The organism is Streptococcus sp. NSSLK0004 (assembly GCF_059039125.1).
The window spans coordinates 1,576,112-1,593,987 of sequence record NZ_CM180142.1; the positions used below are offsets into that span (position 1 = coordinate 1,576,112).

Sequence of the window (17,876 nt, forward strand, 5' to 3'; positions counted from 1 at the left end):
ATTACTTACCCTTTATACAAAATAAATACTTGGTTTTCCATCCTTAGATAGTTCAATGGTACTTAAAAGGATGTTTCGGAGGACTTTTTCATGAATTAACTGACGCATTTTCTCATAAGAGTCAAAAGATTCCTGATAATATTCTTGCAAACCATCCCTTTGCGCAATAGCACGAGTTGATACGACTCCTTTTAATTGCTGTAAACTATCGACTTCTTCTACCCAAGCTTCGTCAATAGCCTTGAGCATCGCCAGGCGGTAAAACTCCACTATAGATTCCTCGCTAATCAAAATTTCTTTCTTTTTCTGAATTTCTGCATTTGCAATATCTTTTAGCAGGTTCGTAACCGCTTTGTCACTATCAACATCAAACCCTGAAGGAAATTTCCGAAAATGATAGGTGTAATCATCTAGAATATAGCGACGTAGTTTTTGTTCACTACGGTCTTTAGATTTCTCAACATAGGCCTTAACAACCTTATCAACAATAGAGTCGATTTTCTCAGTAATATCATATTCTTGATAGATTAAACGATCCCGAAGTTTATAAATTTTCTCACGTTGAACTCTCAAACTTTCATCAAAACGAATAGTATATCGTCTCATTTGCTGGGCAGTGTCCTCACTCTTAGCCTGCGCCTGAACAAGGGCCCTATAAAAACGGTAACCTGTTAACAATCGTGGAGAGTCTGCGGAAACCTTATCTTTATTCTTAGTCAAATAAGTTTTAATCCACTCAGGTCCAGTTTGTGTTAATAAATCGTCTTCTAAAGAAACAAAGAATTGAGACAAACCTGGCTCACCTTGACGTCCTGCACGTCCTCTTAATTGCCAGTCCATTCGACTGTTGGACATCCGCTCAGTTCCAATAACTGCCAATCCACCAAGTTCTGCTACACCTGCCCCTAATTTAATATCCGTTCCTCGTCCTGCCATAATCGTTGCACAGGTCACTGCACCTTTCTGCCCTGCTTCTTGAATAATCAAAGCTTCTTTGGCAATATTTTGAGCAGTCAGGGTGCTGTGAGCAATTCCCTCCTGAAGCAACAGTTTAGAATAAAGGTGAGTTAATTCTACTGTTCCCGAAATAAGGAGAACTGGTTGCCCTTTAGCATGAAGTTTTTTCACCATTTCTAAACTGGCAATTAATTTTTCTGGAAGAGTGGTATAAATCTTATCTGGATAATCCACACGTTCAATCGGAAGATGCGTTGGAATTGCCACAACCGGAATCCGATAGGTTTCAATCAACTCATCTACAGCCTGTATTCCTGTCCCTGTCATCCCAGCTAATTTGGGGAACATGTTGAATAGACTCTGATAGGTTACTGAACCCATGGCACGGTTTTCCCGCGTTCGCTTCACATTCTCTTTCGTCTCTATGGCTTGGTGAATTCCCGACTGGAGCCGAGTACCTTCCATCAAGCGTCCCGTTTTGGGATCAAGAAGTTTTACTTCCCCCTCATGAACCATATAATCTCTATTTTTTTGATACAGGTGATGGGCCCTGAGAGCCAAATTAAGGTGGCGATTCAGTTCCCAGCGTTCCTTACTATAGAGGTTAGCAATTGCAAAATAATGTTCCGCATAAGCAATCCCTTGGTCTGTCAAATAGACCTCTTTTTTATCTGCTTGGAAGTAAAAATCTTCTTCTTTCAGGGTCAAAATAAATTGATTGCAGATAGCATAAAGGTTAGACTGTACCCTAGGTGTCCCTGAAATGATCAATGGAGTTTGAGCACCATCTAAGAGAACAGCATCTGCTTCGTCAACGATGGCATAATGAAATTCTCGCATAAATTTATCTTGTTGAGAAGATGCTAAATTATCTACGAGATAATCAAAACCTAAACCTGTACCAGTAGTGTAAGTAATGTCTGCTGCATAGATTGCTCTTTTTTCCTCAGAAGTGACATCTTGATTTGCATCATACACTGCTAAACCGACTGTCAGACCGAGGTACTTGTAGACTTGCCCCATTTCTTCTGCATCACGCTTAGCTAAATATTCGTTTGTTGTAACGAGCAGTGCACCTTTTTCTTCCAAAGCATTCAGATAGAGAGGCATGGTTGCAGTCAGGGTTTTTCCTTCCCCTGTTTTCATTTCTGCAATCGTTCCATTATGCAAAGCAATTCCCCCCATGACCTGGACCTCATAAGGAAACTGCCCCAAAATCCGTCGACAAGCTTCACGGACGGTTGCAAAGGCCTCAATTAATAAATCATCTAAGGTCTCACCTTGCTCTAAACGAGTTTTAAAAATTTGTGTCTGTCCCGCTAATTCCTTATCTGACATCCGTTGATAGGTCGGCTCTAACGCAACAATTTTCTTTGTAATTTTTTTTATTTTAAGTAGCCTTAATTTATTTAAAACGGAAGACTTATTTCTTACTTTCATTCGCTCTTTTCATTTCTAGCCTCATTGATAAGGCTTTTTACAAATTCGATATCCGATAGATGATAGTGCTTTGCATAGTAGCCTCGAATTCCCGACTCTAGACGAAATACTTCTACTTTTTCTAGGGCATAAATGACAATCGATGAGAAGTGAACACGCTGGCATCCTGCACTGAACAATGTCAAACTGTAAGTAAAAGCATCTTTAGGATAGGTAAAGGTATCGTCATCGTCTTTCAAGATTGTTAGACCCACAACCTCTTCTTGACGGTTTCGAAACTCCAGCTGTAAATAGACGCTTCCCTCCGGTTCAACTGAAAAATTTTTTTCCAATCGATACTCATATCCCGGAACCAAAAGCGGGAGACATGGCGACTGTCGATTCCCTTGAAAATTGGTTCTCGAAACCCAACTCTTTATTTTCTTCCCTGAGGCAAAACGTAAATTTTCAAAAATTACATCATCACCGTCATATTGAATACTGGAACCATAGAGATAGAAGGAACCGCCATCATTCCATCGTATCTTTTGTAAATAATACTCAGTCATCAAAGTGTCCTTCCAAAATCAGTTCTTAAAAACTTATGATACTGCGCTAAAAACCATCTATTGATAGCACGACTATTATCATTGTGGCGCCCTTCATAGCCCTTTGCAAATAGATGGGCATCCGTATCTGCTAGATATTCCACCAATCGATCTATAGCATGGCCGTCATAGTCATCTTGTTCCATGAAGGCAATCGCAAACTTAGTTTGTGCAAAATTACCTTTTTTAAATGCTTTCCAAAAATGATTATCAAACGCTTCGATAGCAAGATCATCTGAACCACCGACCACGTTTCGAATCATATCACCACTAGTTTCAAATTCATCTGGTCTTTTCAGTTTCAAATTGACAACAGTACCACCTAAATTTGTAAAGGGTTTTCCAACGACAACGGCATGCGGTTCTAGTTTAGCTGAATTGTAGAGAGCGCCAAATGCCCCCATTGAAAGTCCTGATAAAATCAATTGCTGATTCGTAAAACCTAAATAATCTAAAGCTTCCTGAATTGCATCTACAACTTTGTTTTCCAATTCTTCTGTCCCGGAATAAAAGCAACCACCTTCTAAACGAGGATCTGCTACTAGAACAAAAGGTGCACCCATAGATTTCATCATATAAAAACCTTCAAAACCTTCCGCTTGACGAAAACCAGAGAAATAGACGTTCAAAGGAGGTTGCAAGTCTCCAGGATTAAAGTAAGTGAAAATTTCCTGACGTTTACTATCTACATGACGTTTCCCACCTAGGACAAAACGCCCTAATCCTTCACGAGAATAGCGCCAATGAGTTGCTCCAAACTTAAGTTTACCATTTCCTTTTGCTCTAAAAGAAACAAAATAAAAACCTATATCTGAACGAGATTTTAAAATATATGGTTCCTTCAGTTCATCCTCACCAATCACAAGCGTTTCAACAACTTCACCAATAGAACCTTTTTTCAAACTATCAACAACCATCTCCAATTGACAATCGCCTTCTTTAATGTATTCCGGCCATATTTCTAAAGCCATTTCAAATGCGGAAAGATTATACCGAAACGAGAAGAGTGGTTCAAAATCTTCTCCAAAATGTCCTTCAAAAATAATTCCGACATTTCCATCATAGCTAACATCCCCTGTAAAATCTGAGGCAACTTCCACATCTGGAAGTTTCAGTTTTGCACCATACTGACCACTAAAAAGAGTGCGGTGCAAAGATAGGATTACTTCACGTTTCTCCCCCCTAAATGGTAAGATTTGTCCCATTTTACGACGATAAATACCATTCTCTGTCTGTTGAAAAATAAAAGTATCTTCCGTATGAAAAAGAGTATAGGCTTCAATTGTTGGTATCAAATAGTTTAAATATTCTTCAGAAACTGATTCTGTCACTAAAATACTATCAAAACGCAAGTGAATATCAGGTTGTTCATCCATCTCTTCCAGTTTATCTTGGGGGATTTTTGCTAATTCTTTAGCTTTCAAATCTTCCAAAAACTGTTCCAGATTTTCTCCCTGACTAACATACCATTCTATATTTTCAGGTAACTCTAGGCCTATTGACCAATCTTGCTTACCTACTTGTAGGATTTTCATCTGATTTTACCAATAATTCTTTCCAATGTTCAATAATTTTACCACTCGTAAACTCACCCATCTTTTGGACAGTGTAAACAAGAGAACGGTTCCAATTGCTCAATCCGTCGAAATAGTAAGAAACAGCTTTTACCACTTCTTCACGATTCGGAGCAATCCAGCCATTTTCACCATGGCTCACATAATCTGTCTGTACACTATTAATCTGGGGGATGCCCGCACTGAGACTTGCAATTTGCGTATACAAATCTGGTTCGGGACTCAAATCAATAACTAAACGAGTAGTATCTAATTCCTTGATGATTTGATTTTCATTTGTAAATGTGTGAAACTGAACAGCTGTCAATCCCATTTCTCTATCCTCATCTAGATTATTTTCCCCTGGATTATCTACTTCACTTGTGAAACGGCTCATCGGAAGGCCTGTTTTCATAATATAATCAGTTATATCACTCAAAATAGATTCTTTAGATTGACCAGACTCATAAGTAATCAGATGTAATTCAATCAATGGATTTGCAACCATCAACTCTAATAAATCATGAAGAGTTTCATTGTACTTTTCTTTTGAAATGCCATCAATCAGGAAATAAACAATTAACTCTTGTATCGTTTGACTCTGCCCCAAACGAAGACGTGTATCAAATGGGGTTACACGAGAAACGGATTTTTGCGGCAAAGCCTGCTCGCTCATCTGTTTCAATAGAGCATGTTCCGTAGTTTCTGTATCAACAATGATTAAACTTGCGGTATCCACCATTTTCTTCAGTTCTTCTGCATTTGAAAACCTAAATCTTTCGCCAAAAATAGAGAAAACTTTGCGGTAAGCTGGGAAATTACGTAGAATCAAGTCATTATGACGTTCATCCGCAGATACAACAAGGCAATCCTCTAAATTCATATGATATGCTTCGAATACACGTAAACGTTCCACAAATAATTCTTCCCAAGAATCATAAAAAGCTTTTTGGAAAAATTTATCTGCATTTGGATTAATTTCTAAAAATATATCTTGACGTGAAAAATACTCTCTGACCTGCCAAACCCCTAGTTCATTCAAATAATCTTGATATAGTAACTGACCGTCCTCTAAGTATTTAATGCTAGATAGGAAGCCACGATCATCGAAGTAGAAGACACGCGACTCTTTCCCGTCTTCTATAAAGATAATTTGTAGAAGGTTCCCATTTTCTGCAAAGTGAATATTAGCATATGGCTTTTCCTTCATCCTTGCCACAACCATAAAGGGAGTATAAGTGAAGGATATCCCCTTAGGCCAGCCTAATTTTTGAAATTGGATAGCTTTTGTCTCTGTTCGATGGATGTTCTGAATATCATCGAAAAACGACCAGTAACTCACCTTCAATAGATCTTGTTTATGCAAAAAATAGCGGAGCTGTGGCTGATAACAATTGAGTATGAACGCTGCATCTTCATTGGAATTTTGAAAAATTTTCATTTGATTGATGGAATCATCAAATCTCATTTTTTCAAAAACACGAAACCAATAGGGGGCTTCAATTTTCCAACTATCATTATCATACCAAGAAGGAATGAAATAAAACATAGTTTCTCCTTTAGATAATGTCTCGGTAGCTCTTCCAAGAACGAATAATGCGCACTTGCTCTACCATTCCTAGCAACAAACTAGTCACAATATAAATATTATTAACTAGCAGGGCTAGACCGAGTTCTCCTTTCTGACTCCAGACGAACAAAAGAGGGAGACCTCCCATTACACTTGTATAGATTGCTCCTATGAGGGCTAATCTCCACAAGTAAAATTCAATATAATCTTGCGTCTCTTTTCCTGGTCGCACATTGACAATATAATCGCCTGATTTACGCATTTGGTTTGATAATTCTGCGGGGTCCACATTAAAATATGCAAAGCCAATCGCTAGGATAAAGAGCATGCTAATATAAACTATAATTCCCGGTAATTGACTAATGCTCATCTGCTGACGTAATGATAGCAAAAGTTCACTATTAGGGAATAATTGCAGAAGACCAATGACAATCATTGGTGGCAATGACATAAGAGTCATTGCATACATGAAGGGCATTCCTCCAGCCGGAGTCAGACGAATAGGGAGATAGGTGCTATCTACCAAACGACTGATAACATTAATTCGTCTTATCGGAATCCGATACTCGGCACGATAAACACGCACCGTAATCCATACCAGCAGAGAGGTAATTAGGACAAATAGCACTAAAAATCCAAGGAGCATCAGCAAATCAAGACGATTTTCTTGGAAAAATCGTGTTGCATTCACTAAAAAACTAAGAATCATATTGGATATGATGATGGCAGTTGGACCTCCTAGACCCAGGCGACCATTTTGATCTGCTAGCCACATTAATCCAAAACTTCCAGCAACTAAAATAAAAATAGTTATTGTTCGTAAAATTGGTAGGCTCGCATCTCCAAAACTTTCTAAATAAAAGTAATCCGTCATTGCAGAAAAACCGAATGCTTGAATTAAGCTAATTACAAGCATCATAAGCATCCGATAATAATGAGTCTGACGATTGGTCATTCCTTGCACTTTTTTGAACAAAGTGAAAAAGCGCCACAAAATCATAGTGGTCATCCAAGGACTTAGTCCCAGCGAGAAAAGATTCAAACTGGAAAACTGACCACCTGTAATCATCGCCAAATTGTCTAGGGAATCTCCCCATATTCCTGTTGTTTTTAAATCGCGATAGGTAGGTAAAGTAGCTATCGGTGTATATTTCCCCAGCATATAGACAAATACAATTGCAATCGTCCATAAGATGCGTCGAAGGAGGGGGGAAGTTTTGATAGTTTTTTTAAGTTTTTCTAGCATCTATTCCTCACATGTATTTATTGTGTGCTCGCACGGAGCTGATAAGTCTTCCGGTCATCTTCGTATGCTTTTTCGTTTTTTATTTGAGACAACAATTCAGAGGCTCGAACAAATGTCCCAGCCTCGAATATATTTACAATGGTCATTCAACTAGAACTAGCTCTCATCTGACTTTTTTTCTTTTTTATGACGGTTGTAGAAAGCACCAAACAGAAGCCCTGATCCAACCACTCCTGCCAAGGAGTCAGATTTTTGACCTGTTTTTGGAAGCAAACGTTTTTTAGTTGCGTTGCTATTGCTTTCTGAAGCTGATTTTATCGTTAAATTTGACAATTCACTAATAAGGTCGATTGAGATAGTTCTGCATGTTTCAATTCAATTGATGCTAGAACTTCTATCTTCCACTTCTTATCAGTTTTATTGCCCTTCATTCGTTAGTATACCTCTTCTAAACTGAATTTTTTCAACATATACTAAATCATTTTACCATAATTACCGATTTTTTTCCAACAACTGGCTCCCCTTGTTGTCTGTATCCCTATAAAAACCAACTAAAAACCCTCATGGAAAATCTACACTGGACTCAAATGCTAGAATTTTTCTAACATTTTGGGTACAGTTCAATTTATCCTGAGGGTTAATGAGATAAACTAAACTAGCTTATTAAGACTCATCTGCTTTATCAGCTTTTTTTCGACGGCTATAGAAAGCTCCAAGTAACAATCCTGCTCCTGCAAGTGCTACAACATCACTACTATCTTCACCAGTTTTTGGTAAGAGACGTTTCGTCGGAGTTGGAGTTTGACTTTCAGAATTTGGTACTTCTGAAACCTGTTCGCTAAGAGACTCTGAAATTGATTCTGATACAGACACTGACTCGCTGATTGATTCAGAAGCTGATACTGATTCAGAGCTTGATACTGATTCAGAAGCTGATACTGACTCTGAGCTTGATACTGATTCAGAACTTGATACTGACTCTGAGCTTGATACTGATTCAGAACTTGATACTGACTCTGAGCTTGATACTGACTCTGAGCTTGATACTGATTCAGAACTTGACACTGACTCTGAGCTTGATACTGACTCAGAACTTGATACTGACTCTGAGCTTGATACTGATTCAGAACTTGATACTGACTCGGAGCTTGATACTGACTCGGAGCTTGATACTGATTCAGAACTTGATACTGACTCTGAGCTTGATACTGATTCAGAACTTGATACTGACTCTGAGCTTGAAAGTGACAATGACTCAGAAGTATTGACAGTATACCAGTGCGTTGTCTCTGTCATAGAAAGCGTCGGATTAGTGAACGAAATCGGTTGGTTGATACCAAAATATGACATATCAGTATCTTCTGCTGGATTATACTCGCCTGCAGTCGCTGTACGAACAGACATCGTACGAATACCAGTATAGTTTCCATCAGCCGGTAACCACGCAACAATGTACTTAAGTGCGCCAGTTGCTTCTGTTAAAGAAAGATTTGGATTTACATCAATCGCAATACTTTGGGTTCCTGAAAGATATAAGTCTGAAACAGAGGTGATAGCTGTTCCTCCACCAAATCCTTGTTTATATGACCAACCAACAGGCATTCTCAGAACAGAATACTTGTCCAAAATAGAAGCATCAAGAGTAAAGCTTGTGTTTGTTCCACCTGGTGCAATTTCACCCGTTGTTCCAAGATGGAAGAATCCATCCGTAGTTAAAGATGTGAAATCGTGCGTTCCAGCATAAGTCGGATCAATAAAATAGATATCTTTCGTAATTGTTCCATCAGTCCCAACAGGAGTCGCTGTCATCTTAAATCCTACAACAGAGACATTACGCGATCTATCCACATAAGTAGTGCCCGCCGCTTTGGTTACAGTAGATGTACTTGTTGTAGTAGAATCATAATCATAACCTGGGAAGGTACGAGAATCTGATGCAGTATTTGTCAAGCCTGGCAAGGTTGTCAGTGCATATGTTGCAAGAGTAGTATCAGTATTTAATACTTTGTAGTATGTTGTAGCATCAATTGATTTTGGAACCAATGTCTTATCAGTAATTGTATTTCCATTAAAGGTAATGCTAATGTCACCTGCAACTGTATCTGAAGCAGAATCACCTGAATACGTTACAACAAATGGAGTGTCAATACCAGAAGTAGATTGGTATGTTGTAAAGTTTGTTGTATCACCAGCATTCATATAGCTTGATTCAAGAACATTACCTGATGAATCAACCAATTCAACTAGAACGGAAGAGGTAGATGGATCAGATGCTGCTGAAAGTCGGAAATACGAACCACTAGTAGAGGTTCCACCAAACCATGTATTAATAACCTGATCGTACCAAGTTGATAATGATGAATAGCTAAAAGTATAGTATCCAGCAACTGATGTGCTTTGCATTGTTCCTGATGTTGTTGAAGCTACTGCTGCTCCATTAGCATCATCCATTGACGGAGTAGCTGACACAGCATCAACAAGTGTACCAGTGCCTGAACCAATCGTCGTTGTGCTAGCAGCTTCGGCAGTTGCTTGCTCAAGAGAACTGTTTTCTACAGCAATTGTTTCTGATGAGGTTGAGCTACTAGAATCTGTTCCATTAGTCAACTCGACTGTTTCTGTCTCTGCTAATGTCTCCGTACTCAATTCCGAAGCAGTCACAGCTTCTTCAGCTAAAGCCGTTTCTGTAACTGCAACCCCACTCACTAAAGTAGTAGCGGTTGCCAAACCACGAAGCAATTGAATAGATGGCTTGTTATCTGTGGTAGTAACTTTTACTTTTTCTGAAACATTGCCTCCTAAACGTACAAGACCGATTTGTGACATAACCGTCCGCACCCAATGTTTTCCAGATTTGTGCATTTTTACACGGCTCTTACGAGACGTCTCAGTAAAATCCTTTTTCATTTAAAATCCTTTCCACTATTTTCCACAATAGTATCTATAAATAAGTATCAAGCTTCTATTTTTGTTAAAAATATAGGTTGCTTTTGTAGCATTTTATCATTATTATTCAGAAAAATCAAGGATATATCGTTTAAAACTTTATAGTAATTTCTACTGTCACTTTGTTTACTTTAAATTGTAGACCACCAATCATTTTTTTAGTTAACCCTTTATGGAGAATGATTCGACTGTCATGCTGACTAGAAATTTTCTACTATATAAAAAATGCCAGGTTTCCCTGACATTTTTTTAGATTACAAAACTAATGATTAGTTTTTATAAATCATTTCCACGAACAGTTTCTTCCTGTTCCGTAGTTCCCTTTTTCCGACGTTTGTAAAACGCACCCAAGAGCAGGCCTGCTCCAGCAAGTGACCATGCACCACTATTGTTTTCACCTGTATTCGGAAGAACACGTTTATTCGGTTTTTGACTTTCAGAACTTGGTTCGGAAGCTGACTCTGAGATAGATTCGGATACAGATTCTGAGATTGACTCAGACACAGATTCTGAAATAGATTCGGAGACTGACTCTGAAACTGATTCAGAAACTGATTCTGATACGGATTCAGAGATGGACTCAGAAACTGATTCTGAAATGGATTCGCTCACTGACTCAGAAATTGACTCAGATACAGATTCTGAGACTGATTCTGAGATTGACTCAGAAACTGACTCGGAGATCGATTCTGAGACTGACTCGGATACGGATTCAGATACTGACTCGGAGACTGATTCACTGATTGACTCAGAGATTGATTCCGAAACTGATTCGCTGACTGACTCACTGATTGACTCAGAGATGGACTCAGATACTGATTCGCTGACTGACTCGCTGATCGACTCAGAGATTGATTCAGATACTGATTCGCTGACTGACTCGCTGATCGACTCAGAGATGGACTCAGACACAGATTCTGAAATGGACTCGGAGATGGATTCTGAGACTGACTCTGAAATTGACTCGGATACTGATTCTGAAATTGACTCAGACACTGATTCTGAAATCGACTCGGACACTGACTCAGAAATTGACTCTGAAATGGATTCTGAGACTGACTCGGATACTGACTCTGAAATGGATTCTGATACAGATTCTGAGATTGACTCTGATACAGATTCAGAAATAGACTCAGATACTGACTCGGAGACGGATTCTGAAATGGACTCTGAGATGGATTCTGATACTGACTCAGAAATTGACTCGCTGACTGATTCTGAAATGGACTCAGAAACTGACTCGGAAATTGACTCTGATACAGATTCTGAGACTGACTCGGAGATCGATTCTGAGACTGACTCGGAAATTGACTCTGAGATAGATTCTGATACTGATTCACTTACTGACTCGCTGATCGACTCAGACACAGATTCTGAAATGGATTCTGAAACTGACTCAGAAATCGATTCTGAGACTGACTCGGAAATTGACTCTGAGATAGATTCTGATACTGATTCACTTACTGACTCGCTGATCGACTCAGAGATGGACTCAGAAATGGATTCAGATACTGATTCAGATACTGACTCTGAAATCGATTCTGATACTGATTCACTTACTGACTCGCTGATCGACTCAGACACAGATTCTGAAATGGATTCAGATACTGATTCTGATACTGACTCTGAAATCGATTCTGATACTGACTCTGAAATTGACTCTGATACGGATTCTGAGATGGATTCTGATACTGACTCTGAGATAGATTCTGATACAGATTCACTTACTGACTCGCTGATCGACTCAGAGATGGACTCAGACACAGATTCTGAAATGGACTCGGATACTGACTCAGAGATTGACTCTGAGACGGATTCTGAAATTGATTCAGAAACTGATTCTGATACGGATTCAGAGATGGACTCAGAAACTGATTCTGAAATGGATTCGGATACTGACTCGGAGATCGATTCGCTCACTGACTCAGAAATTGACTCAGATACAGATTCTGATACGGATTCAGAGATGGACTCAGAAACTGATTCTGAAATGGATTCGGATACTGACTCGGAGATAGATTCGCTCACTGACTCAGAAATTGACTCGGAGATCGATTCTGATACAGATTCACTTACTGACTCGCTGATCGACTCAGAGATGGACTCAGACACAGATTCTGAGATTGACTCAGAAATGGATTCAGAAACTGATTCTGAGATGGACTCGGATACAGATTCAGAAATCGACTCGGACACTGACTCTGATACGGATTCTGAAATGGACTCGGATACTGACTCGGATACGGATTCTGAAATGGACTCAGACACTGATTCTGAGATGGATTCTGAAACTGACTCGGAAATAGATTCTGAAATTGATTCAGAAACAGATTCTGAAATTGACTCAGAAATTGATCCAGAAACTGATTCTGAGATTGACTCAGAAACTGATTCTGAGATTGACTCAGAAACTGATTCTGAGATTGACTCAGATACGGATTCTGAAATGGACACAGAAATGGATTCAGAAACTGATTCTGAGACGGATTCTGAGATAGATTCTGAGACTGACTCAGAAATGGATTCTGAAACTGATTCTGAGATTGACTCGGATACTGACTCAGACACTGACTCGGAGATGGATTCGGATACTGATTCTGAAATGGATTCTGAGACTGACTCGGATACAGATTCACTTACTGACTCGCTGATCGACTCAGAAATCGATTCTGAGACTGACTCAGAAATGGATTCTGAGACTGACTCAGAAATTGACTCAGATACAGATTCTGAGATGGATTCAGACACAGATTCTGAAATGGACTCTGAGACTGATTCCGAGATGGATTCTGAGACTGACTCTGAGATAGATTCAGATACTGATTCTGAGATTGACTCAGAAACTGATTCTGAGATTGACTCAGAAACTGATTCTGAGATTGACTCAGATACGGATTCTGAAATGGACACAGAAATGGATTCAGAAACTGATTCTGAGACGGATTCTGAGATAGATTCTGAGACTGACTCAGAAATGGATTCTGAAACTGATTCTGAGATTGACTCGGATACTGACTCAGACACTGACTCGGAGATGGATTCGGATACTGATTCTGAAATGGATTCTGAGACTGACTCGGATACAGATTCACTTACTGACTCGCTGATCGACTCAGAAATCGATTCTGAGACTGACTCAGAAATGGATTCTGAGACTGACTCAGAAATTGACTCAGATACAGATTCTGAGATGGATTCAGACACAGATTCTGAAATGGACTCTGAGACTGATTCCGAGATGGATTCTGAGACTGACTCTGAGATAGATTCAGATACTGATTCAGAGATTGACTCAGAAACTGACTCTGAAATCGATTCTGAGACTGATTCTGAGATGGATTCTGAAACTGACTCAGAAATTGACTCAGATACAGATTCTGAGATGGATTCAGACACAGATTCTGAAATGGACTCTGAGACTGATTCCGAGATGGATTCTGAGACTGACTCTGAGATAGATTCAGATACTGATTCTGAGATTGACTCTGAGATTGACTCTGATACGGACTCAGAAATTGATTCAGAAACTGATTCTGAGACTGACTCGGATACGGACTCTGATACGGACTCAGAAATTGATTCAGAAACTGATTCTGAGACGGATTCTGAGATAGACTCTGAAATGGATTCTGAGACTGACTCGGATACAGATTCAGAAATAGACTCAGATACTGACTCGGATACGGATTCTGAGATAGACTCAGAAACTGATTCTGATATAGATTCGGAGATTGATTCTGATACGGACTCAGAGATTGATTCTGAGACTGACTCGCTGACTGATTCTGAGATGGACTCGGAGACGGATTCTGAGACTGACTCAGAAATGGATTCTGAGACTGACTCAGAAACTGATTCTGAGATGGACTCACTTACTGACTCGGAGACGGATTCTGAAATGGACTCTGAGATTGATTCTGATACTGACTCAGAAATTGACTCGCTGACTGATTCTGAGACTGACTCGGATACGGATTCTGAAATGGACTCAGAAACTGACTCGGAAATTGACTCTGATACAGATTCTGAGACTGACTCGGAGATCGATTCTGAGACTGACTCGGAAATTGACTCTGAGATAGATTCTGATACTGATTCACTTACTGACTCGCTGATCGACTCAGACACAGATTCTGAAATGGATTCTGAAACTGACTCTGAAATCGATTCTGATACTGACTCGGAGATTGATTCCGACACAGATTCGCTGACTGACTCTGAGATAGATTCTGATACTGACTCTGAAACTGATTCAGAAATGGATTCAGAAACTGATTCGCTGACTGATTCTGAGATAGACTCTGATACTGACTCAGAGACGGATTCTGAAATGGACTCAGAAATTGATTCAGAAACTGATTCTGAGATGGACTCTGATACAGATTCGGAGACAGACTCGGATACTGACTCTGAGATGGATTCTGAGATTGACTCAGAAACTGACTCGGAAATTGATTCTGATACTGACTCGGAAATTGACTCTGATACGGATTCTGAAATGGACTCAGACACTGATTCTGAGATGGATTCTGATACTGACTCTGAAATGGATTCTGATACAGATTCTGAGATTGACTCTGATACAGATTCAGAAATAGACTCAGATACTGACTCGGAGACGGATTCTGAAATGGACTCAGAAACTGACTCGGAAATTGACTCTGATACAGATTCTGAGACTGACTCTGAAATCGATTCTGATACTGACTCGCTGACTGACTCTGAGATTGATTCTGATACTGACTCGGAAATTGACTCAGAGATAGATTCTGATACAGATTCTGAGACTGATTCAGAGATGGACTCAGACACTGATTCTGAGATGGATTCTGAAACTGACTCGGAAATTGATTCAGATACTGATTCTGAGATGGATTCTGAAACTGACTCTGAGATAGATTCGGATACAGATTCAGAAATAGACTCAGATACTGACTCTGATACGGATTCTGAAATGGACTCGGATACTGACTCGGATACGGATTCTGAAATGGACTCCGAAACTGATTCTGAGATGGATTCTGAAACTGACTCGGAAATTGACTCTGAGATAGATTCAGAAACAGATTCTGAAATTGACTCAGAAATTGATTCAGATACTGATTCACTTACCGACTCTGATACAGACTCAGAGATTGACTCTGAGACGGATTCTGAGACTGACTCTGAGATAGATTCTGAAACTGATTCTGAGATGGACTCGGAGATGGACTCTGATACCGATTCGGATACGGACTCCGAAACTGATTCTGAAATGGACTCTGATACTGACTCTGAAATTGACTCAGATACAGATTCTGAAATGGATTCAGATACGGATTCTGAGACTGATTCTGAGATGGATTCGGAGACAGATTCAGATACAGATTCAGAAATAGACTCAGAGATGGATTCTGAGACTGACTCAGAAATTGATTCACTTACTGACTCAGAAATTGATTCCGATACTGATTCAGAGATTGACTCAGACACTGACTCGGAAATAGATTCTGAGACTGATTCAGAGATTGACTCAGAAACTGACTCTGAAATCGATTCTGATACTGACTCTGAGATAGATTCGGAGATAGATTCAGATACTGATTCTGAGATGGATTCTGAGACTGATTCAGAAATAGACTCAGAGACTGACTCTGAAATGGACTCGGAGGCTGATTCTGAAATGGACTCTGATACTGACTCTGAGATGGACTCTGATACTGACTCTGAGATGGACTCTGATACTGACTCTGATACTGATTCTGATACTGACTCTGAAATGGATTCGGAGATAGATTCTGATACGGATTCGCTTACTGACTCAGAAATTGATTCTGAAATGGATTCTGAGATGGATTCTGAAATAGACTCTGATACTGACTCGGAGACGGATTCTGATACAGATTCTGAGATAGACTCTGATACAGATTCAGAAATAGACTCAGAGACTGACTCGGAGACGGATTCTGAAATGGACTCAGAAATTGACTCGCTTACTGATTCCGAGATTGATTCAGAAACTGACTCGGAGACTGACTCAGAAATGGATTCTGAGACTGATTCTGATACGGATTCTGAAATGGACTCTGACACGGATTCCGATACAGATTCAGAAATAGACTCGGAGATTGACTCTGATACGGATTCAGAAATAGACTCTGATACTGACTCAGAGATGGATTCTGAGACTGATTCTGAGATTGACTCAGAAACTGATTCTGATACGGATTCGGAGATTGACTCAGAAACTGATTCTGAGACTGACTCGCTTACTGACTCTGAAATGGATTCTGAGACTGATTCAGAAATAGACTCTGATACGGATTCTGAAATGGACTCAGAAATTGATTCTGAGATGGACTCTGACACGGATTCCGATACAGATTCAGAAATAGACTCGGAGATTGACTCTGATACGGATTCAGAAATAGACTCTGATACTGACTCAGAGATGGATTCTGAGACTGATTCTGAAATGGACTCTGATACAGATTCAGAAATAGACTCTGATACTGACTCGGAGACGGATTCTGAGATGGACTCAGACACTGACTCGGAAATTGATTCAGATACTGATTCAGAGATTGACTCAGAAACTGACTCTGAAATCGATTCTGAGACTGACTCTGAGATGGACTCTGAAATGGATTCTGAGACGGATTCAGATACTGACTCTGAGATAGATTCTGAGACGGATTCTGAGACGGATTCTGAAATGGACTCTGAAATGGATTCTGAGAGGGATTCTGAAACTGACTCTGATACCGATTCTGAAATGGACTCAGAGATTGATTCTGAGATGGACTCTGATACAGATTCAGATACTGACTCAGAAATTGACTCGCTGACTGATTCTGAGATGGATTCTGAAATGGACTCAGATACGGATTCTGAGATAGACTCTGATACTGACTCAGAAACGGATTCTCTGACTGACTCAGAAATTGACTCTGATACGGATTCAGAAACTGATTCAGAAACTGATTCTGAAATGGATTCCGAGACTGACTCAGAGATTGATTCAGAAACGGACTCAGATACTGACTCTGAAACAGATTCAGAAATGGATTCTGATACCGACTCACTGACTGACTCTGATACGGATTCTGAAACAGATTCACTAATCGACTCGGAGATAGAGTCACTTATCGAGGTTGAAACAGAAGTAGAAGTTGATGTCGATTCTGATTGCGACAATGAAGCAGATTTCGATGTCGATTCGGAATTAGACAACGATTCCGACTGTGAAAGGGATGTAGAGTCAGATAACGACTGCGAATTTGATACGGATTGGGAGACCGAATCAATTCCAGGGTCGATATTATCAATATCAATACCTGCCAATGGAGATTCGTCATAACGTTCTGGATAAAGAGTACGTCCATCCCCCTTTAGAATCCCTTCAAGAGTCGTTTGGACAATAGCCGTAGCTGTACGCACATAAAAAGTTTTGGAATTTCCTTCTGTGACAAAGGTCCAAGTCATATTATTTGCGACACCACCACCGATGGTACGCCACTCCGTAATGTTAACTGCATAATTATTATAAACCAAATTATCAAACGATGATTTAGCCATATACGGTGTATAGTCGCTAT

9 protein-coding genes are annotated in these 17,876 nt (G+C 39.7%); 1 reads left to right on the forward strand and 8 read right to left on the reverse strand.

What is annotated here, in order from left to right; genetic code table 11:
* Window positions 1-12: 12 nt before the first annotated feature.
* The 8 genes from secA2 to AC4CS8_RS08205 form a co-directional block, all read right to left on the reverse strand.
* Complete coding sequence (gene secA2, locus AC4CS8_RS08170; RefSeq protein ID WP_493892751.1) at window positions 13-2,397, reverse strand: accessory Sec system translocase SecA2; 2,385 nt, start codon at window positions 2,395-2,397, stop codon at window positions 13-15.
* Window positions 2,394-2,945: an accessory Sec system protein Asp3 gene (gene asp3, locus AC4CS8_RS08175; RefSeq protein ID WP_493892752.1), complete on the reverse strand. Its 552-nt coding sequence runs from the start codon at window positions 2,943-2,945 to the stop codon at window positions 2,394-2,396. Before asp3 ends, secA2 begins: the two co-directional genes overlap by 4 nt.
* Window positions 2,945-4,519: an accessory Sec system protein Asp2 gene (gene asp2 / locus AC4CS8_RS08180; protein WP_493892753.1), complete on the reverse strand. Its 1,575-nt coding sequence runs from the start codon at window positions 4,517-4,519 to the stop codon at window positions 2,945-2,947. The genes asp3 and asp2 overlap by 1 nt, the downstream gene beginning before the upstream one ends.
* A complete protein-coding gene (asp1, locus tag AC4CS8_RS08185) occupies window positions 4,497-6,086 on the reverse strand; it encodes an accessory Sec system protein Asp1 (RefSeq protein WP_493892754.1) in 1,590 nt (529 codons plus the stop codon). The genes asp2 and asp1 overlap by 23 nt, the downstream gene beginning before the upstream one ends.
* A 10-nt stretch (window positions 6,087-6,096) precedes the next feature.
* The gene (gene secY2 / locus AC4CS8_RS08190) at window positions 6,097-7,353 is read right to left on the reverse strand and encodes an accessory Sec system protein translocase subunit SecY2 (protein ID WP_493892755.1); all 1,257 of its coding nucleotides are present in this window, start codon (window positions 7,351-7,353) and stop codon (window positions 6,097-6,099) included.
* 156 nt (window positions 7,354-7,509) lie between these two features.
* Entirely contained in the window at window positions 7,510-7,686 is a 177-nt protein-coding gene (locus tag AC4CS8_RS08195) for an LPXTG cell wall anchor domain-containing protein (RefSeq protein ID WP_493892756.1), read from the reverse strand.
* Between the two features lie 330 nt (window positions 7,687-8,016).
* A complete protein-coding gene (locus tag AC4CS8_RS08200) occupies window positions 8,017-10,260 on the reverse strand; it encodes a KxYKxGKxW signal peptide domain-containing protein (RefSeq protein WP_493892757.1) in 2,244 nt (747 codons plus the stop codon).
* 315 nt (window positions 10,261-10,575) lie between these two features.
* Entirely contained in the window at window positions 10,576-10,803 is a 228-nt protein-coding gene (locus AC4CS8_RS08205) for an LPXTG cell wall anchor domain-containing protein (RefSeq protein ID WP_493893882.1), read from the reverse strand.
* Between the two features lie 70 nt (window positions 10,804-10,873).
* Here AC4CS8_RS08205 and AC4CS8_RS08210 point away from each other — a divergent pair, with 70 nt between their 5' ends.
* Window positions 10,874-17,638: a MucBP domain-containing protein gene (locus AC4CS8_RS08210; protein WP_493892758.1), complete on the forward strand. Its 6,765-nt coding sequence runs from the start codon at window positions 10,874-10,876 to the stop codon at window positions 17,636-17,638.
* Window positions 17,639-17,876 lie beyond the last annotated feature (238 nt).

Excerpts from the sequence above, each read along its gene's own strand:
- AC4CS8_RS08200 (WP_493892757.1), bottom strand. The coding sequence starts at position 10,260 with ATGAAAAAGGATTTTACTGAGACGTCTCGTAAGAGCCGTGTAAAAATG.
- asp2 (WP_493892753.1), bottom strand. The coding sequence starts at position 4,519 with ATGAAAATCCTACAAGTAGGTAAGCAAGATTGGTCAATAGGCCTAGAG.
- secY2 (WP_493892755.1), bottom strand. The coding sequence starts at position 7,353 with ATGCTAGAAAAACTTAAAAAAACTATCAAAACTTCCCCCCTCCTTCGA.
- asp1 (WP_493892754.1), bottom strand. The coding sequence starts at position 6,086 with ATGTTTTATTTCATTCCTTCTTGGTATGATAATGATAGTTGGAAAATT.
- asp3 (WP_493892752.1), bottom strand. The coding sequence starts at position 2,945 with ATGACTGAGTATTATTTACAAAAGATACGATGGAATGATGGCGGTTCC.
- secA2 (WP_493892751.1), bottom strand. The coding sequence starts at position 2,397 with ATGAAAGTAAGAAATAAGTCTTCCGTTTTAAATAAATTAAGGCTACTT.
- AC4CS8_RS08210 (WP_493892758.1), top strand. The coding sequence starts at position 10,874 with ATGGACTCAGAAACTGATTCTGAAATGGATTCGCTCACTGACTCAGAA.